The sequence below is a fragment of the Lysinibacillus contaminans genome (genome assembly GCF_001278945.1).
GTDB lineage: Bacteria > Bacillota > Bacilli > Bacillales_A > Planococcaceae > Lysinibacillus > Lysinibacillus contaminans.
Genome location: NZ_LGRV01000003.1, coordinates 1457949 through 1477707 on the forward strand (window position 1 = coordinate 1457949; position 19759 = coordinate 1477707).

Consider the following 19759-nt stretch of genomic DNA (forward strand, 5'->3'; position numbering starts at 1 on the left):
TCAACTCCTCTATGTAATCAGTTATTAATTATATAACTATAAGATAGCTCCCGACAACATATTAAAGATAAATTGCATGAAAACGTGATTTTACTAATTTTAAAAAACCACTTCCTTATGATACGGTTCTCCGTGACTAGTCTAAATGCGGTTTAAATTAATCTGTCTTTCCTTTCATATCTCCATAAAAATTTACTTTATTTTTTAGTTCTGGTAATGTTTTTGGTAAGTACCTTTGATCTAGTTGAAATTGAAATTCAAATTCTAATCGATTCTCTTCACTTGGTAGTTCTTGAAAATAGCCTTGGACTTGTATTTGTTCATATTGATTAAATTGAAGTGTAAAATTTAGTGAATCGTCTCTATTTGAAAAATGGAATATGCCTTTTAATTGTTTATATACTTTTTGAAGTTGTACATATAATCCATACACTTGCCCTTTCACAAACCAAATTTCCGCATCCTCCACATAATACTTTCCACTTTGAATTGAAACTTCCCCTCTAACTGCATATCCATCATCAAAGGTTCATTCCCAAGCTTAAACTGGCACATTTTTATACCTCCTTTGTTCTTTTTAAATAACAAAAATCAGCTCCCAAATTGATGCCGATTAAAACCTCACTTACTTGTGACAAGGTTCACCGTATACAAAGACCTATAAAAATAAAATTAAATTAGTATATATTACTTCTTATTCTTAATAAATCCATTTAGTTATTGTTATCTATTATCGAATCTCTTACTATAATAAAAGAATAGTGGTGATGAGATGAATATATACAGGATAAACATCTCATTGAAGCTAATCCGACAATAGAAGAAAGCTTCGGCTGCACCTGTAAGACGCCCTCGCTTTATTCTTTGACCAACATATAAAAACTATTTAACAGGAGGCATTGGTCACATCAAATTACATATTTTCAGCAAGAAAACATCATCAGTCATTTTGGGAGCATTATTACTGTTAGTACTTTCGTTTACTTTTTCAAGTACTGCTTCTGCACACGGCTACGTAAGTAAACCAGAAAGTCGCGGTTTATTATGCAAAACGGGGGCTAATATTGATTGTGGCGGTGTCCAATATGAACCACAAAGCTTAGAAGCTCCTGGAAACTTCGTTGTGAAATGTAATTCAATTAACTATTAGACAAAGTGTCCCCTATATCGATCAATCATTCTACAATTGACTAGTAAAGTGAGTTCATAGTATTGACATTATCTCGAATTCGAGATAATATAGTTACATAAAGTAACTTGAATCTTAAAAGTTACTTAATAACTATCAAATGGTATCTTAGTTTTTTAAGGTACATTTATAAATACTTATTCATAAAGGAGAAATAATGATGAAAAGACTAGACGGTAAAGTAGCAATTATTACAGGATCAGCACAAGGTATGGGTGCAGCACACGCAAAATTATTCGTAGATAACGGTGCAAAGGTTGTTTTAACAGATTTAAATGAAGAAAAAGGTCAGGCATTCGCAGCTGAATTAGGTGAAAATGCTCTTTTCGTTAAACAAAACGTAACATCTGAAGAAGATTGGGCAACAGTTATTGCAAAAGCAGAAGAAGCTTTTGGTCCAGTTAACGTATTAGTAAACAACGCTGGTATCACAATGGCGAAAAACATGCTTGATGTGACAGTAGAAGAATACCGTCGCATTGTAGAAATTAACCAAGTATCTGTATTCTTAGGTATGAAAACAGTAGCATCTTCTATGATGAAAGCTGGCGGCGGTTCAATCGTCAATATTTCTTCAATGAACGGTTTAGTTGGTGGCGCTATTGGTTACACAGATACAAAATTTGCAGTACGCGGTATGACAAAGGCAGCTGCGCTAAACCTTGCACCAATGGGCATTCGCGTAAACTCTGTACACCCAGGCGTTATCGCAACACCAATGATCGTACAAGAAGATACAAAAGCAGCGGTAGAAGCATTCGCAAAAAGTATTCCATTAAAACGTTTAGCGGAATCAGAAGAAGTATCTAAGATGGTATTGTTCTTGGCTTCTGATGAATCAAGCTACTCAACAGGTTCAGAATTCGTTATCGATGGCGGATTAACTGCACAGTAATAAAAGCACAAGAAAAATCTGTATATGATTTAAAAAGGCCGATTCTCTATTATTATAGAAAATCGGCCTTAGTTTTTAAAAATTAAAAAACCCCACTTATTTGTGGTAAGGTTCAGCCTATCATATCCCAATCATGTTTTAATAGTAGTTATTAGAAGCGCTATTTATGTAAAATGTTGAAATTGGCATACAACATAATTTTAATTTAGTGACACATGATAGCACTTATTTGCAGTTAAGACTTATATCTATTTCGCTAAATTTACAAATCGGCAGCTATAAATTTTTGTTAAAATCTATAGCTGCCGATTCAATTTACCCTGTGTCTAAATCACTAATTAAGACGCGTCTTCAAATTGACTGTTGTATAGTTCCGCGTAGAACCCGCCATTTGCTAGAAGTTCCTCATGGTTACCTGTCTCAATAATATCGCCATCTTTCATAACAATGATTAAATCTGCATTTTTAATCGTGGATAATCGGTGTGCGATCACGAAAGATGTTCGCCCGTTCGCTAACTCATCCATTGCTTTTTGAATCAGTATCTCTGTCCGCGTATCGACTGAGCTTGTTGCCTCATCTAAAATGAGTAGTGGTGCATTTTCAATCATCGCACGTGCAATGGTTATGAGCTGTTTTTGCCCTGTTGATAGGTTCGCATTATCATTGAGCACTGTATCATAGCCATTAGGCAAAGTTTTAATAAAGTGATGTAAGCCAACTGCTCTACAAGCTTGTTCCACTTGTTCATCTGTTACATTTTCTTTAGAAAATACGATATTCTCTCGGATTGTTCCTTCAAATATCCAAGTATCCTGGAGGACCATACAGAACAGATCATGAACATTTTCACGCGTTAATGAATGAATTGGTATGCCATCAATTGAGATTTCCCCGCCATTTACTTCATAAAAACGCATTAAAAGATTGACTAATGTCGTTTTACCGGCACCAGTAGGACCTACAATCGCAACTTTTTGACCTGCCTTTACACTCGCAGAAAAGTTTTTAATGATGGTGTGTTCTTCGTCATAGCCAAAACGAACGTTTTTAAACTCCACATCACCTTTTGCAGTAGCAAGCTTTTGTGTTTTTTCACTTTCATCTTCTAATTCTTCTTCCTTTAAAAACTCAAATACGCGTTCGCTTGCTGCTGCGGTTGACTGCATACTTGTTGCAGCTTGCGCCAATTGGGCAAGTGGCTGTGTGAATAAGCGAATGTACATCATGAATGCCACAATTGTACCGATTTGAATGACATCATTATTCACTAAAATGGCACCTACTACGCAAACGACTACATAGCCAAAGTTACCGACGAATGTCATAACCGGCATCATTAAGCCGGACATAAATTGCGATTTCCACGCATTTGTATACAGTCGTTCATTGATATCATGGAAAACCTTCTTCGCGTTTTCTTCACCGTTATAAGCTTTTACGATTGTATGACCCGCATAGGTTTCTTCAATATGACCATTAATCATACCGAGCTCCATTTGCTGTGCTATAAAGTACTTTTGTGAGCCTTTCATAATAATCGACATAAAGGCAAAACCAATAATCGTTGATAATATCGCCGATATTGCCATTATCCAGTTTGTATAAAACATCATCACTAGGGCACCTACAAATGTTGCGAGCCCACTCACTAGAGAACCTAAGCTGTTATTTAATGTTTGACCAATCGTATCAATATCATTAGTAACGCGACTTAAAACGTTACCGATACTTGTTTTATCGAAATATTTTAAAGGGATACGCGGCATTTTATCGGAAATGTCTGTACGCATTTTTTTCGTAATACGTTGCGTCACCGTTGCCATAATAAAACCTTGAGCATAATTAAATAACAAGCCGAAACCGTACATAAAGGCTAATAGTATGCCTAAACGTTTTATTTCATCTAGATTAATGGATGTGGCTAATCCAGATGAAATCGTATTGGTCATATCACTTATAATATCTGGACCAACTACATTTAAAATAGCGCCTACTAATGCAAGTACAAGTGCAATCATGACTAATGGAATATATTGCTTTGCATACGCGATTAGCTCACGAATGGTAGCTTTAAATTGCTTTGGTTTTTCTCCAATCATTGGCCCCATTCCAGGTGGACCTCCGCCAACTGGAGGCTTCCCCATTTTAGGAGGTATTGGTCTAGATGGTTGCGATTTAGTCATTTTCTAGCTCCTCCTTCGAAAGTTGTGATTGGGCGATTTCGATATAGGTAGGACAATTTTTTAATAATTCCTTGTGTTTACCCTTGCCCACAATTTGACCTTTATCTAATACAATAATTTGATCTGCGTCTTTAATTGTTCCGATACGCTGTGCCACGATTAAGGTTGTGGCATCTACCGTTAGCTCTTTTAATGCTGTTCGCAATACACGATCGGTCTTATAATCCAGCGCCGAAAAAGAATCATCGAAAATATAAATCTCCGGATGATGATAAATAGCACGTGCAATAGATAAACGTTGCTTTTGACCACCAGATACATTTGTTCCGCCTTGAGAAATTTCGCTGTCATATTGCCCCTCACGTTCTTCTACAAAATCCTTCGCTTGTGCGATTTCAATCGCTTTTTTCAAGAACGTTTGTGCAACTTCCTCTTGATTTTTACCGTACGCCACATTCGAAGCTACTGTCCCACTAAATAAAACAGCCTTTTGTGAAACATAGCCGATTTTATTGCGCAGGGCTTCTTGCGTATATTCTTTTACATTGACACCATCAACGAGTATCTCACCACTTGTAGCATCATAAAAACGAGGAATTAAGTTGACAACAGTTGTTTTACCGCTGCCTGTTGAACCAATAAATGCGACAGTTTCACCTTTTTTTGCAGTAAAGCTAATGTTTTGGAGTATTGGTTCTTCTGTGTCTGGGTAAGCAAAATCAACATTGCGGAATTCCACATCTCCAACCATTCCAGGCAAACCTTCAACCTTCGACCCATCAGTTATCTTCGATTTCGTATTTAACACTTCGAGTATTCGTTTTGCAGATACAGCAGCACGAGGTAGCATGATGAACATCATACTTAGCATCATAAACGCCATTACTACTTGAACAGCATAAGAACTAAAGACCACCATGTCTGAGAAAAGCTGAATACGATTCATCGCATTTGCTTCATTAATAATATAAGCCCCTAACCAATAAATCGATACGCTAAGGCCAGACATAATAAAGGTCATACCCGGCATCATGATAGCCATCACACGGTTTACAAATAAATTAGTAGCTGTTAATTGTTCATTGGCTTTTTCAAATTTCGTATGTTGATATTGTTCGGCATTGTAGGCACGAATCACTCTTAAGCCAGTTAAACCTTCTCTCGACACACGATTTAAATTATCAGTTAACTTTTGGACAACCTGGAACTTTGGTAAGGCAAATAAAATCACTATACTTAACAAAATGATTAACACAAATACGGAAACACCTGTCGCAACAGACCATTGCCAGCTCTTTCCGGAAATTTTCACAATCGCCCACGTTGCTAAGATAGGCGCTTTAATAATCGCCTGTAAGCCCATCGCAATAATAAGCTGAATTTGTGTTATATCATTCGTCGATCGTGTGATTAAACTCGATGTTGAAAAAGAATTGATTTCCTCCATCGAGAACATCATTGTTTTTTCATACACCATCGCACGCAAACGCCTAGACAGTCCTGCTGCTACCTTTGCGGCAAAATAACCAACCACCATCGCAGCCATCATACTACCGATTGCACATAATACCATATAGCTACCAGGTGCCAGTAAATCCGCAGTCGTTGTGCCTTCTGTTTGAATAAGTGTCGTAATTTCTGCCATATAGTCTGGTAACTTTAAATCAAGCCATACTTGTACGACGATAAATAAAACACTTATACAAACAAAAAGCCATTCATTTCTTTGCATATATTTAAATATTTTCAGCATGAATGTTCCCCTTTATCTTATAGTGTAAGATATACACTATGTTGTCAGAATTTTTTCTCAAGATAAACAAATTGTTGGTGAAGCTAATGGCGAAATCCTCCCTCCTAGTAATCACTGAGGAGAAATATAACTCAGGCCTCTGACTGCACATAACATCTATTATGGTCAGAAATTTTTCAATTTACAATTAACTTATCAAAATTTCTACAAACTTGAATTAGGTGTTCAAGCGCAATATCGTACAAGAAAAACTTTATCATAAATGATATTTTTAAAACAACCATTACTATTAATAGGAGGAACTTTGGATGTTAAATGAAATTCGAACGGTTTATCTTGATTCAGATCTAAACATCGAAGCTTATCGATTTAAAGGAATCATGCAAAAGTTCCCTTCTCACTTTCATGAATATTATGTGATTGGATTCATTGAAGAAGGTCAACGCTCTTTAGTTTGCAAAGGTGAAGAATACATAATTAATCCAGGTGATTTATTATTATTTAACCCATATGATACGCACAGTTGCGAACAGATTGATGGGAAAACACTGGATTATCGTTGCATTAATGTGACACCAGAAGTTATGAAAAAGATGGTTTTAGAAATCAATGGAAATGAATGCCTTCCCTATTTCAACAAAAATGTTTTATACCATAGCGAGCTTGTAGACAATTTAAGAGAGCTACATTTAAAAATTTCGCAGAATGAGAGTGAGCTTAAGAAGGAAGAATTATTTTTGTACTTATTGGAAGAGCTCATCCAGACATATTCTGACTTAACAATCCTTCCAACAGCTTCTGAACACTCTCATGAAGTTAAAACAGTGTGTACCTATTTGGAGGAAAACTATACGAAAACGATTACGCTGAATGAATTAAGTGTCTTAACGAGATGGAGCAAATATCACTTACTCAGAACTTTCACAAAAAAAATGGGCATCTCCCCTAATAACTACTTGGAAACAATTCGAGTAAATCATGCCAAAAAGCTATTGGAACAAGGTATAAAACCCATCGAAGTAACTTTCTTAACCGGATTTAGTGATCAAAGTCATTTGACTAAATTCTTTAAAAGACAGGTTGGGTTAACACCAAAACAGTATATGAGAATTTTCGATAATGAAGGAGAAACACGATGAATAATCTTGAAACAAAATGCGTCCTTGTCATTGATGAGAATTTACCTCTAGGTCTGATCGCCAACACAGCCGCTATCTTGGGCGTAACACTTGGAAAGTATGCTCCCGAGTTAGTTGGTAGCAATGTAGCAGACGGTTCAGGTATTGAACATTTAGGCATTGTGAAAACACCAGTCCCAATTTTAAAAGGGAGTACTTCCCTACTCCACGAACTAAGAGATAAAACGATGACAGAACCTTTTTCTGACATACTTGTCGTAGATTTTTCTGATACAGCTCAAGGCTGTAAATCGTATGAAGAATACATAGATAAACTGCAAGCAATATCAAAATCCGACTTCAAATACTTCGGTCTTGGCATCTATGGAGAAAAGAAAAAAGTAAACCGGTTAACTGGAAGTTTCCCTCTTTTGAGGTAAGCAGGGTACAGTATTTATAATAGAACGAGGAGGAGTAACATGGATAACTTACTAGCATATGTCTTAATGGCCCTTATGATGTCAATGTTGCCCGGTACAGATACGGTACTTATCATGAAAAATACGCTTAGTCACGGAGCAAAAGCCGGACGCTTTACGATACTCGGAATGGCTACTGGTCTTACGTTTTGGACCGTTATTGCCGTTTTCGGTTTGTCAGTTGTCATTGCCCAGTCCCTATTTCTTTTCAATGCCATCAAGTATTTGGGAGCTGCCTATTTGTTTTACTTAGGTGTAAGAGCATTTTTTACGAAAAGTACATTTTCATTAGAGGCTGTTCAAGTAGAAAATCCGCATTCTATTGACAAGAATGCGCACCATCATTATAAAGAATCCTATTTACAAGGAGCAATTAGTAATATCCTTAACCCTAAGACAATTTTGGTCTACATCACGTTTATGCCACAATTCATTGATCTTAATGGAAATATAAATCAACAATTGCTCGTGTTAGGATTCATACTCACGATAATAGCAGTAGGATGGTTTATGATTTTGGTTTATCTTATAGACCATATGAAAAAGTGGCTGAAAAATCCGAAGTTCCAAACCATTTTCCAAAAGTCTACTGGGGTAATGTTAATCGGTTTTGGAGTGAAAACGGCCATTTAGCGTGTTCAAAGAAAAATAGTTTTATAACTTTCCAGGTGTGTTGTTTAACCAATTTTCACACTACTATTAAAGTGATAGGATGATTTCCGCTTCTGGATGCTCACTTTCCGTGGGCAAATACCCTCCGCTCCAATCAATTAATAATGAGGGTTCTACATACTTTTTTTCTTAATACCTACTCTACCAACAGCATTATCAACAGAAATGTGCTTTTTTAAATAGTTTTCTGCTCATTCCTGTTGCATTGTTGATTCTGGTAATCCATTAACCTCTATTTTTTAAAAAAGTATTTTTCTCGCAAAAATATTTTATGGTATGATGTTTAGGTCATTTATCTACTATGTGACACATTTACATTCATCTTAGAATAGAGGTATTTATGGACACCACAAAATTATCCAAGCAACATTGGTTGCTCATCTTAACACTTTCTTTATTAACATTTGTTCTCGGGACAAGCGAATTTGTGATTGTCGGAATCTTAACCGATATTTCCTCGAGCCTTCATATAACAAATGCAAAAGCTGGCACACTCGTTTCTGCGTTTGCAATTACGTTTGCCATCGCCACACCTTTAGTCATGTCAGCAACAAGTCATTTTCCAAAGCGTAAATGGATGTTGTTTTTGATAGGATCTTTCATCGTACTGAATGCTTTGTGTGTAATCTCGACGAGCTACATCATGTTCCTTGCACTTCGAATTATGACAGCGATTGTAACAGGCGTATTAATCTCTCTAGCTATGATTGTGGCAAGTGAAACCATGCCGATTAAAAAACGCGGACTTGCTATATCATTCGTTTTCGGTGGTTTCACACTTGCAAATGTAGTTGGAGTGCCAATTGGTATTGTCATCGCCGAATCATACGGCTGGAATGCCACTTTCATGTTAACTACTTTCCTAGGAGGATTGGCGTTTTTGGCATCTTATTTTGTCTTGCCTAATAGACTCAGCCAAATACGTAGTTCGATACGTGATCAATTTTCTTTAATGACGAATCCAAGAATTTTAATGGCTTTTTTCATTCCTGCTCTCGGATTTGGCGCAACTTATACCGTGTTTACGTACCTTGTTCCTATCTTGCAGGGAATGGAAGTACCAAATCATTCAATTAGTTTAGTATTATTTGGGTACGGATTTATCTCGATTTTCAGCAACATCCTTGCCGGTAAAATTGCCGGCCACAATGCAATCGGTCGCCTTCGGTTTGTTTTTCTCGTGCAGGCAGTTGTTCTGACAAGTCTATTTTGGACTACCGATCATTTCATTTTAGGTCTGGTAAACATTGGCCTGATGTCGTTAATGGCCATTCTATTAACAACATCTACTCAGCTTTATTTAATAGATCTCGCCGAAATTTATCAGCCAAAAGCAACAGGACTCGCTGCTTCACTTATGCCAGTGGCAAGCAACGTAGGTATCGCTTTTGGTTCAGCATTAGGCGGAATCGTATATCATCAAGGGAATTTAATAAATGTAACATGGGTCGGTGGGATAGTTGCAGTCTGCGCAGCTCTGCTAACTTTCTATAGTTATCGTTTAGATCAAAAACAAAAGAAATCAGCATAAAAGGAAAGTAACAAACGCTTGGTATCCTTTCTATGGTATCTCCAGAAGAACCAAAATCTTTCCATGCCATAATTGAAATTGAAAAAAGAAGTATCAAGAACGTATAGTTCTTGATACTTCTTTAATATATACTGCTTACTATGATTGAAATATAAATCAACAATTGATTAGCTTAAGACTAATCTTTACTTTAATAGCAGTGTGATCATATTTCCTCATTTTTTCAATAAATCCGTCATTTTTTTGTGTCTAAACCAATAAAACCACTGAATGCACAAACAAATACTTCACCAATAGTCCCCAAATAATTTAAAACAACACATCTTCTTCCAATTATCGATTAAGAATCAATTTATCATAATGAGCACATTCTAACCATTCTTTTAATCGGGTTTCTCTCATTTCGTTGATTAACAGATTACCAACAGTGCCCTTCATTAAATAGTAATTAACATATGACACCTGTCACAAAGTACTTTTGACGGGTGTGAATGTGATTCTTATCTTTTCCCTTGTATCATTTTATTATAAGAAAATGTAGAGGGAGTTAGATAAATGATACAACATAATCAAAGATTACCGTTAATCGATATATTACGTGGGTTTGCAGTATTGGGAACGCTAGGTACAAACATTTGGATTTTTGCATATCTTGGGGACTTATCTTACATTACAACAAGTGCTTATGCTGGTTGGTGGTCATTGAATGATTTCCTTCGAATGCTTGTCTTATTTTTTGTAAATGGTAAGTTACTCGGATTGTTAACTATTATGTTTGGTGTTGGTCTAGAATTAAAATATCAACAATCCATTCGAAAAGGTAATACTTGGCCAGGTGTCTATATTTGGACCGTTTTGTTCTTGTTTGTAGAGGGCTTTATCCATTTCGCTTTGGTAATGGAATATGATATTTTGATGAGTTACGCAGTGACGGCATTGATCGTTGCCTTTATTGTAAAGGCTGGAGATAAGGCCATTAACCGTACTTTATATATAGTCGGAGGATTTCATACATTAATGATACTACTAATATTAGTAAGTGCTTTACTAGGTGCTAATGTAACCTTACCTTCCGACGATGCAATTGTTAGTATTTATCAAAATGGTACTTGGTTTGAACAAATCCACAATCGTTTAACGAATTTTTGGTTTTTTAGAACCGAGGCTATCTTTATTATTCCGATGAATATCTTCTTATTTTTAATGGGCGTAAAATTAATGCGTAACGGTGTATTCTCTCAAGATGAAAATGGTCGTCAGGCGCGTAAAAAGTTGTTTTCTATCGGGCTGACAATTGGAGTACCATTAAATCTTCTTATCTTTATTCCTGGTGGCGCTTTTGATTTACCTGTACGTTATTTATTTGCACCGATTCTATCACTTGGTTATATTGGAATTTTAGGTAAACTGGTAGAATATAAAAAGGGTGATTGGCTATGGAAGCGATTTGGGCAAGTTGGCAAAATGTCTTTAAGTTGCTACGTCCTACAAAATATGATGGCATCATTCATTTTCTATGGGTGGGGCTTAGGATTAGGTGGAAAGCTAAATAGCATTGAGGTTATTGCCATTTGGGTTACCCTTTCCCTTCTCCAACTCTTCATTGCTCATATTTGTATAAAACATTTTCATGTTGGACCTTTGGAATGGATTCGAAAACATGCCGTTCAAGCCGTTGCAAATAAATAGACGACAAAAGTTGGTGACAAATATAAAAATTTATCCAAAAGATCAAGCAAGGCAATATTTAATTATCGACGTAGTGTCTATAATTTTTTTAGTTTCACTTGTATTAAGTTCGAAATCCGATTTACCGATACTAGTCAAAGTAATTATCCTCAGTTTATTCTTATCGGCTTTTTATTTTGCATTATGGTATAGAGATTGGCGCCTTCATCTGGCAACATTATCAGGCCTCTTCCTTATTACAATTATTAGTATATACGAAGGCTCTATCATGTTAACTTTCGGATTTATGTTCGCAGATTTAATCGGGAGAGCAAAAGCCAAATGGCATATTGCCTCTGCAATGATTGCAATTACCCTTATGTTTATTGTTGTTTTATGGGCTGAGACTGGCGAGCTTTTTAAAATAGAAGAACCTATGATTATACCGATTATGATGATTCAAATAGTATTCCCTTTACTTATTTACTTTATAGAAAAAACAAAAAGCTTAAAAGTTGAGCTAGCAGCGGTTAATACCCAACTCGTACAACAAGACGAGCGGCAACGTATTGCTAGGGATCTCCATGATACGATTGGCCATACGTTAACAATGATTAAAATAAAAACCGAGTTGACAACAAAATTGATGGACAGAGATCCAAATAGAGCTAAAGATGAGTTAGATGATATATTATCAACTACCCGAACTGCACTAAAACAAGTAAGAGAAATTGTGTCAGATATGAATTTTATCTCGTTAGAAAGTGAGCTTTACCATTGTAAAAACCTATTACAAACAGCTACTATTTCTTTCAAGTTGAACCATAGGTGTCCCAATACCTTATTGGCTAGCGTGGAAGAAACAATGCTCGCCTTATGTCTTAGAGAAGCAACAACAAATCTTATCAAACATAGTCAGGCCAAAAATTGTATAGTTGAGATTGATTGTATTGACCATATATATTGTCTAAAAATCTCTGATGACGGTGTAGGTCTAGTAAACCAAGGTCTGGGCAATGGCATCTCTTCTATGAAGGAAAGAATGAGTGCCCTTCAAGGAACTGCTTCTATTAAGAATATAGCAACTGGTGGAACCATTGTTACGTTTAAACTTTCTATCCAACATTCCAGAAAGGAGGCGCAGATCTTATGATACGTGTCATATTAGCTGAAGATCAACAAATGTTACGTGGTGCCTTAACATCATTATTGTCATTCGAGTCCGATATCCAAGTAATTGCAGAAGTAGCAGATGGTCAAAAAGCTTGGGAAGTTATACAAAGAGAAGTACCTGACGTTTGTATATTAGATATTGAAATGCCCTATCTCACTGGACTTGAACTTGCTGAAAAGATCAAAGTTGCTCATTTACCTTGTAAAGTTATGATTGTTACTACTTTTGCACGACCTGGATATTTACAAAAAGCGATGGATTGTGATGTAAATGGTTATTTGTTGAAGGATGAACCTATTGATTACTTGATAGAAGCAATACGAAAAGTAAACAACGGAGAAAAGGTTGTCAGTAGAGATTTGGCTGCTACTTTATTTATGAAAGAATTAAACCCACTAAACGAACGAGAAATCGCTGTTCTAGAACTTGTCAAAGAAGGTTTAACAACAAATGAAATAAGCAAAAAATTATTTCTAACAAAAGGAACTATTCGAAACTATTTATCAACCTCTATTCAAAAGCTCCATGTAGAATCCAGGCAACAAGCTGTTAATACTGCAAGTGATAAGGGCTGGATTTAATAGGCTTATACATAATAATCTATTCAGTTGTTGCCGATTTAAGAGCATTTCTGATTTCGAAAAGCGAAATGATTAGAGGACTAGATTTTAAAAAAAGGAGTGGCTACTAATTCAAAGCGATGATGGAAATTGGCTAAAACACTTGGTCTTATTGGTATTAATTCAAGAATAGTTAATCAGCACGTGTGGTAAACTATAAATCTCTTTTAGGAAAAAAAACCCAGCAACCCTCTGAATTGCTGGGTTTGCTCTGTTTTATCCGATTAATTCTTTTCTTACATTTTTATATGCCGTATGAAGATCAGTTTGATGTGCCTCATCTTGCCCACCGAGCTGTTCAAAAAGTTCCTTTAATGTTTTTCTAGCTCCATCAAACTGCTTTTGCATAATTTCATTTTTGAAAAGATTTTCATAGTATTCGATTACCTGTGGATTCATGTGTACCACTCCTTCAATTTTAGCATAAAAAAACATCTTCCCTTTTTAGAAAGATGCCTACCATGACAAATACACGACATAATACGTCGATTGCCACGATGGAATAAGCTTTCTATTGTTCATAGAAGCTACCCTTTTAACAATCGTCGTACTATGAGCATGCAGAAGAATTTCTTCGGTCACACTCAACACCTCCTATCCTCGTAGGCCTTTTGGTTGTACTAAATAAAGGCAGGTCTCCTGGCTTATGTTCATCACACCTTTCACCTTCCCATTACTTTTTGTAACAGTGGTTTTTGAAAAGTGCTCCCATTTACAGTTGCGGGACAGCGTCGGAATTTCACCGATCTTCCCTTTTAAACAAACCCAAAACTGAGTTTGTACCTTTATCTTTTTATTCCGTTTTTATTATTATAGCATAGTACCTGGTATTAAAAATTTAGAAATACTGGTATATAAAGAGAAAATTGACCTTCTGTAAGAAAGTCAATTTTTTCTTATTAACGAGTTGATTGTTGTACTTGTTGACGTAGTGTTTTTGCAGCCGCTACCATATGAGCAAGTGCCGCAACAGTTTCTGGTTCTTTACGTGTTTTTAAACCGCAGTCTGGATTGACCCAAAACTGATTTTTCGTTAACACCTGTAAGCTATCTTGCATAATCGTTAGCATTTCTTCTTCACTTGGCACACGTGGACTATGGATATCATAGACACCTAACCCAATGCCTTTTTCGTATGGATTATTTTGAAGCGAAGAAATCAGCTCACCGTGACTGCGAGACGTTTCAATCGAAATGACGTCTGCATCTAACGCACTAATCGGCTCGATAAAATCATTAAACTCACAATAGCACATATGTGTATGGATTTGTGTTTCATCCTTCACGCTAGCTGTTGAAAGCTTAAATGCTTTAACCGTCCAATCCAAATACTCACCCCAGTTCTCTTTACGAAGTGGTAATCCTTCACGTAAGGCTGGCTCGTCGACTTGAATGATTGCAATCCCTGCCGCTTCAAGTGCCTCAACCTCTTTACGGAGGGCAAGTGCAATTTGATAGGTCACATCTTTGCGTGAAAGATCATCACGTACGAAAGACCAGTTTAAAATTGTAACAGGGCCAGTTAGCATTCCTTTTACATAACGGTTCGTTAAGTTTTGTGCGTATGCTGTTTCTTTTACTGTCATCGGTGTTTCCCACGCAACATCTCCGTAAATAATCGGTGGCTTCACACCGCGAGAACCGTATGATACAACCCATGCCTTCTCTGTGAAAGCAAAGCCTGTGAGTTTTTCACCAAAGTATTCCACCATATCTGTCCGTTCAAATTCGCCGTGTACGAGTACATCAATATCAAGTTCTTCTTGAATGCCAATCCAGCGCTTTGTCTCTTCCTCTACAAAGGTTGCATATACTTCATCTGACAGCTGTTTTTTCCGCCATGCACTGCGCGTACGCTTCACTTCATCAGATTGTGGGAAGCTACCAATCGTTGTCGTTGGGAAAAGCGGTAGCTGTAATGCTTCTTGTTGAATCGTTTGACGTGATTTAAAATCTTTTTGGCGTTCAAAATCTTCTGGCACCACACTTTGAACTGCATTTTGAATGGCTTTATTATTACGAACTGGATGTTTTTTTAACGCTTCAATAGCCTTCATGCTTTCAGAAATTGTCTTATTCGTAGCATGATTCTTTTCTTGAACATATTTCGTTATTTCTGAGATTTCTACTAATTTTTCATCTGCGAATGCGAGTGCATTTTTCAATACGGGATCTAGTTTTGTTTCAAGTGCTGTTGTAATTGGTACATGCTGTAGGCTACATGAAGACTGAATCCATATTTCCTTAGCACCACTTAGTTGTTCAATAGCTTTGACTGTCGTACTTACTTCTGCTAAATTCGCACGCCAAATATCTCGCCCATTAATGACACCTGCTGCTAATACTTTATCTTGAGGGAAGCCGAATTGACGAAGCGCCTCCATATTTTTGTCATAGCCATGTACAAAGTCTAAACCAATTCCTTGCACAGGTAATGCTGTCAACGCTTCATAGGCAGATAATGATTCAAAATACGTTTGCAACATAATTTTCGCCTTTGGAACAGCAGCTGTTAATTGTGTGTATATTTCCTGTACGAGCTTCACCTCTGCCTCGTCTAATGTTGTGACAAGTGATGGCTCTTCTAATTGAATCCATTGTGCTCCGGCATCGACTAACTCCTGAATGACCTGTGCATAGAGTGGTAATAGCGCTAAAATAAATGTTACTTGTGAAATTTTGTCATAACCTTTTGTCAACTTACAAAAGGTATACGGGCCAATTATTGTTGGCTTTGCTGTAATACCAAACACTTCTTTTGCCTCTAGGAAATCAGCTAGAATTTTATTTTCAGTCAACTGGAGTGCTTGTCCTTCATATTCAGGCACAATGTAATGATAATTGGTGTTGAACCATTTCGTCATTTCACTCGCGACCGCATTGTTGTTACCACGAGCTACTCCATAATAAGTTTGTAAATCCACTTTTCCGCCCTGCCAGTCAAAGCGTTTTGGCACTAGCCCAAACATTACTGCTGTATCGAGCATTCTGTCATAATACGTAAAATCCCCAACTGTTATGATGTCTAAGCCGAGACTAAGTTGCTTGTCCATACGTGCTATACGAATATCTTTTAGTGTCTTTAAAATGTCCTCTTCTGAAAGCTCATTTCTCCAAAATGCCTCTAATGTTTTTTTCCATTCACGGTCTTCCCCAATATACGGGTAACCAATTGCTGTACTTGTATACGTCATTTTCTTCTCTCCCTTTGTATGAAAAATAAAAAAACCATTCTCCTTTTGGGAAAATGGCTGTTCAATGTATAGTAAAATTAGCTATAACGAAAAGATACGAAATTCATTCAAAAATCGTAATGTTCAATCGTTTTCGCACAGTGCCGATACGGTCACATTTCACCACCTATTTCCTCGTAGGTTATTTGGTGTGTACTAGATATTGGCAGGTCTCCTGGCTTGTCATCAACACGCCTCACTGCCTTCCCAGTTTCCCAGTGGCTTTCGTGATTTGCTCCGACTTACAGTTGCGGGACAGCGCCGGATTCACACCGACTTCCCTTTTAAGCCAACCATATAGTTGGCACCAACTCTTACACATTATTCATTTATGTTATTACTATAGCATATATTTTCAGAAAAGTATAAATAATTATTTTTTATAGAAATGTTGTTCCTCCGACCATTCAATTGACTCTTCATTCAAAAATTTTCTATATTTTTTTTCATTAAATTTGCTACTTGTTTAGCATATATTTGCGGTGATTGCATTAACCCTTCAATTGCATTTTGCTGACGTTGCACAGGGTGATGCTGATTCATTTTCCATTTCCCTTCAATTGTTTCAATAAGTACTTCGACACCAACAATCCCGTTCATCATGCCATTAATAGCTTTAACATCAAAATTACCCTTCCATGGATTCGGCTCAAATTGCTCATTAAAATGAGTGGTCTTTTCCAGTATTTCTTGCAGACGCTCAATATCTTTTACAATTTTGACCTTCCCTATTACGTGGACTGCCGTGTAATTCCATGTAGGCACTGTATTTTCTTCCTTATACCATGTGGGCGAAATATAGGCATGTGGACCATGGAAGACCACTAAAACCTGTTGCCCATCGAGTAGTTGCCAATGTGGATTTGCTTTAGCGAAATGACTCACCAAACAATCCTGTTCAACTACAAACGGCAAATGCGTTGCAAACGGCGCATCGTTTATTTGCGAAAATAATACGCCAAAACTATTTTGCTCTATAAAATTTATCAATTTTTCTCTGTCTGTTTCTTTAAATGCTTTCGGTATGTACATATTATCCCACTCCCTTTTTCTTACAGCCGTCACCAAATTTTACAGCATGAAGTTCATCACCTGAAGCCCACTTTTCTCTTTCATATTCATTAAAAATGACAGTGCCCCCCCTCTTTTACATTGAATGTTTGTACAACTTCTCTCGTAACACTTGCCACAAACTGTTGCTTTTGCACAATTGTTCGACCTTTCGCCATTTCCACCGTAATAATCGGCATATATCCTCCCCTCTCTTACTTCTTATAATACATTTTAACTTTTATAAATATTCAGATAAATAATCCGATATTAAATTTATCACACGAAAAAAGGAGACAAATATGAAAAATCGGACAGTTCTACTAACAGGTGCTAGCGAAGGCATTGGCTACGAACTAGCGAAAATCTTTGCGGCAAAAGGCAATAAACTTATTTTGGTTGCACGTAATCGTCAAAAGCTACTTGAAGTGCAAACAGAACTTGGTCAACAAACTGAAGTGATGATTATTGAGAAAGACTTATCTCACATTGATGCAGCTCAGCAACTCTATCATGAAATAAAGGCAGCAAATCTACAAATTGATGTGCTCATAAATAATGCAGGTGCCGGACTGCAAGGTCATTTTCACCAATTACCCGAACAAGAGCAGCTTCGCATGATTCAGTTGAATATTACAACACTTACACAGCTCACTCACTTGTGCTTACAGGATATGATTCATAACGGCTATGGCCGTATTATGAATATTGCCTCCATTTCTTCTTTTATTGCTACACCAAGCATGGCAGTATACGGTGCAACGAAAGCCTATGTGTTATTTTTTTCAGAGGCATTAAACACAGAACTCCGGAACAAAGGTGATTTTGCTGTAACAGCTATTTGTCCTGGGCCTACAAAAACAAATTTCGCAACGAATGGTGACATGGCACAACTTGGTGAACTAGTAAATCTAGTCGGTGTTCAACCAGAAAAGGTCGCTGCGATTTCTTATAATTCCCTTGCAAAGAAAAAATCTTTAAATATCCCTGGCAAACGATATAGGTTTCTCTTATTGGCGGCAAATTTATTACCGAGAAGGATAATACAGTTGATCATTGCAGCAGTTACATTGAAAAAACAACCTAATGGCGCTTCCAAAGTTATCTGATAGAAAAGAATTTATGTTAATTTTTTTAACAAGAGTTAGTTATCCAACTAACTAATAAGAAAAGAGGCGATGATATGGCAAAACCTACTGGTGTGGCAAAAGGCAATTTATTAGCAGCTGCCAAGCAATGTTTGGTGGATAAGGGCATTGAAAAATTCACATTGAAAGCTGTTGCAGAACAAGCAGGTGTAACACAAGGAACCATCTACTACCATTTCAAAACGAAGGAGCAAATTTTACTAGAAATCATTCAATCGATTTGTGAAAATACTTGGGATGAGCTATTAAAAGATGATCAGCAACTAATTCAATCAGCACTCCAATCTGCGAAAAATCGTTATGAAAATAAAGATTTTTATCAGTTATTTTTCACATTGGTTGTACTCGGGTTTAACAATCCACCAATTAAACAACAAATAGGACGAATTTTAGAGAATGAAAATGAAAGGTTGTTTAATGTACTTACGAAGTTATGGGGGAAATCCCCGATAGAAGGTGTATCAATAGCAACATGGAGTACCTTTGTTAACGCGCTTATTGATGGGATAGCCTTGCAAATTGTCATGTGTGACGATTTCCATGAAGATTCTTTTTACAATGAATTGGAGAAAATTCTTCTTACCCTTTATCAATTAGGAAAATAATTTGCGAAGGAGAAAATTCGATGCGCTTCTTTTTACTATGGGGCTTTGTTGTTTGGATATCCGCAAGCGCCCTCTTTAGGTTTGCTGGGCAATATTTTTTTGTACTCGAACGGCCTATGCTAATGATTTCTTCATATATTTTAGTCATTCCGCTTATCTGGATATTGACAACCCCTATTTTTTCATTTAAAAAATTAGAGGAGGAACAAAACGTCTTCAAGCTGCAATCTGTATTGCACTACCCGGTATGCTCATAGATGCAGTAGTGCTATTATTTTTCGATAAAATCTATATAAATTTGCCTGCTGAATTAGATCGTTATTTTGCATCTTGGCTCTTATTGGCGTATGCTCTTATTCTCCTAATGGGTTTTACCAAAGATCGAAAGAAACTACTGTAAATAGATTGAGTATTCTTAGAAAAAGTCTTCGTATCTTA

General features: G+C 36.7%; 19 protein-coding genes, 1 pseudogene and 2 riboswitches. Of the genes and pseudogenes, 12 read left to right on the forward strand and 8 right to left on the reverse strand.

Annotated elements, in window-relative coordinates; translation table 11 throughout:
• Window positions 1–157: 157 nt before the first annotated feature.
• A pseudogene (locus tag AEA09_RS09315) lies at window positions 158–508 on the reverse strand (WapI family immunity protein); the annotation flags it as partial.
• Between the two features lie 841 nt (window positions 509–1349).
• Here AEA09_RS09315 and AEA09_RS09325 point away from each other — a divergent pair.
• On the forward strand, window positions 1350–2084 hold the full coding sequence (locus tag AEA09_RS09325; RefSeq protein ID WP_053583570.1) for a glucose 1-dehydrogenase: 735 nt from the start codon (window positions 1350–1352) through the stop codon (window positions 2082–2084).
• Between the two features lie 338 nt (window positions 2085–2422).
• On the opposite strand, the gene AEA09_RS09330 is transcribed toward AEA09_RS09325, so the two are convergent.
• Together AEA09_RS09330 and AEA09_RS09335 are read right to left on the reverse strand one after the other, a co-directional pair.
• On the reverse strand, window positions 2423–4231 hold the full coding sequence (locus AEA09_RS09330) for an ABC transporter ATP-binding protein (RefSeq protein WP_245622864.1): 1809 nt from the start codon (window positions 4229–4231) through the stop codon (window positions 2423–2425).
• A gap of 31 nt (window positions 4232–4262) precedes the next feature.
• On the reverse strand, window positions 4263–6023 hold the full coding sequence (locus AEA09_RS09335; protein ID WP_053583572.1) for an ABC transporter ATP-binding protein: 1761 nt from the start codon (window positions 6021–6023) through the stop codon (window positions 4263–4265).
• Window positions 6024–6331: 308 nt separating this feature from the next.
• Here AEA09_RS09335 and AEA09_RS09340 point away from each other — a divergent pair, with 308 nt between their 5' ends.
• The 7 genes from AEA09_RS09340 (at window position 6332) to AEA09_RS09370 (ending at window position 13246) form a co-directional block, all read left to right on the forward strand.
• Window positions 6332–7162: an AraC family ligand binding domain-containing protein gene (locus tag AEA09_RS09340; protein WP_053583573.1), complete on the forward strand. Its 831-nt coding sequence runs from the start codon at window positions 6332–6334 to the stop codon at window positions 7160–7162.
• Window positions 7159–7581, forward strand: coding sequence for a DUF2000 domain-containing protein (locus AEA09_RS09345; RefSeq protein ID WP_053583574.1), 423 nt, complete (start codon window positions 7159–7161; stop codon window positions 7579–7581). Before AEA09_RS09340 ends, AEA09_RS09345 begins: the two co-directional genes overlap by 4 nt.
• Window positions 7582–7620: 39 nt before the next feature.
• Entirely contained in the window at window positions 7621–8253 is a 633-nt protein-coding gene (locus tag AEA09_RS09350; RefSeq protein WP_053583575.1) for a LysE family translocator, read from the forward strand.
• Between the two features lie 379 nt (window positions 8254–8632).
• Window positions 8633–9823 (forward strand): MFS transporter, encoded by a 1191-nt coding sequence (locus tag AEA09_RS09355; RefSeq protein WP_053583576.1) that lies wholly within the window; start codon window positions 8633–8635, stop codon window positions 9821–9823.
• 555 nt (window positions 9824–10378) lie between these two features.
• Entirely contained in the window at window positions 10379–11512 is a 1134-nt protein-coding gene (locus tag AEA09_RS09360) for a DUF418 domain-containing protein (protein ID WP_211263242.1), read from the forward strand.
• Between the two features lie 13 nt (window positions 11513–11525).
• Window positions 11526–12644, forward strand: coding sequence for a sensor histidine kinase (locus AEA09_RS09365; protein ID WP_342667624.1), 1119 nt, complete (start codon window positions 11526–11528; stop codon window positions 12642–12644).
• Complete coding sequence (locus AEA09_RS09370) at window positions 12641–13246, forward strand: response regulator transcription factor (RefSeq protein ID WP_053583578.1); 606 nt, start codon at window positions 12641–12643, stop codon at window positions 13244–13246. The genes AEA09_RS09365 and AEA09_RS09370 overlap by 4 nt, the downstream gene beginning before the upstream one ends.
• Window positions 13247–13501: 255 nt before the next feature.
• Here AEA09_RS09370 and AEA09_RS09375 read toward each other — a convergent pair whose 3' ends face one another.
• The 5 genes from AEA09_RS09375 to AEA09_RS20300 all read right to left on the reverse strand — a co-directional run bounded on the left by AEA09_RS09375 (window position 13502) and on the right by AEA09_RS20300 (window position 17768).
• Entirely contained in the window at window positions 13502–13684 is a 183-nt protein-coding gene (locus AEA09_RS09375) for a hypothetical protein (protein ID WP_053583579.1), read from the reverse strand.
• Window positions 13685–13741: 57 nt separating this feature from the next.
• On the reverse strand, window positions 13742–13867 hold the full coding sequence (locus AEA09_RS20465) for a hypothetical protein (RefSeq protein WP_281176711.1): 126 nt from the start codon (window positions 13865–13867) through the stop codon (window positions 13742–13744).
• 30 nt (window positions 13868–13897) lie between these two features.
• Window positions 13898–14087: riboswitch (cobalamin riboswitch) on the reverse strand.
• A gap of 97 nt (window positions 14088–14184) precedes the next feature.
• Entirely contained in the window at window positions 14185–16479 is a 2295-nt protein-coding gene (gene metE, locus AEA09_RS09380; RefSeq protein ID WP_053583580.1) for a 5-methyltetrahydropteroyltriglutamate--homocysteine S-methyltransferase, read from the reverse strand.
• A gap of 187 nt (window positions 16480–16666) precedes the next feature.
• Window positions 16667–16845, reverse strand: a riboswitch (cobalamin riboswitch).
• A gap of 96 nt (window positions 16846–16941) precedes the next feature.
• Window positions 16942–17550 (reverse strand): FMN-binding negative transcriptional regulator, encoded by a 609-nt coding sequence (locus tag AEA09_RS09385; protein ID WP_053583581.1) that lies wholly within the window; start codon window positions 17548–17550, stop codon window positions 16942–16944.
• An 89-nt stretch (window positions 17551–17639) separates the two neighbouring features.
• On the reverse strand, window positions 17640–17768 hold the full coding sequence (locus tag AEA09_RS20300) for a tautomerase family protein (RefSeq protein ID WP_245622822.1): 129 nt from the start codon (window positions 17766–17768) through the stop codon (window positions 17640–17642).
• Between the two features lie 102 nt (window positions 17769–17870).
• On the opposite strand from AEA09_RS20300, the gene AEA09_RS09395 reads away from it, so the two are divergent.
• The 4 genes from AEA09_RS09395 to AEA09_RS20475 all read left to right on the forward strand — a co-directional run bounded on the left by AEA09_RS09395 (window position 17871) and on the right by AEA09_RS20475 (window position 19721).
• Window positions 17871–18677, forward strand: a complete 807-nt coding sequence (locus AEA09_RS09395; protein ID WP_053583582.1) for an SDR family NAD(P)-dependent oxidoreductase — start codon at window positions 17871–17873, stop codon at window positions 18675–18677.
• A 74-nt stretch (window positions 18678–18751) separates the two neighbouring features.
• Window positions 18752–19321 carry a TetR/AcrR family transcriptional regulator gene (locus AEA09_RS09400; RefSeq protein WP_053583583.1) on the forward strand — a complete coding sequence of 190 codons (570 nt, stop codon included), beginning with the start codon at window positions 18752–18754 and terminating at the stop codon, window positions 19319–19321.
• Between the two features lie 122 nt (window positions 19322–19443).
• A complete protein-coding gene (locus AEA09_RS20470) occupies window positions 19444–19578 on the forward strand; it encodes a hypothetical protein (protein ID WP_281176744.1) in 135 nt (44 codons plus the stop codon).
• Window positions 19569–19721, forward strand: a complete 153-nt coding sequence (locus tag AEA09_RS20475) for a DUF5367 family protein (protein ID WP_281176712.1) — start codon at window positions 19569–19571, stop codon at window positions 19719–19721. Before AEA09_RS20470 ends, AEA09_RS20475 begins: the two co-directional genes overlap by 10 nt.
• The last annotated feature ends 38 nt before the right edge of the window (window positions 19722–19759 follow it).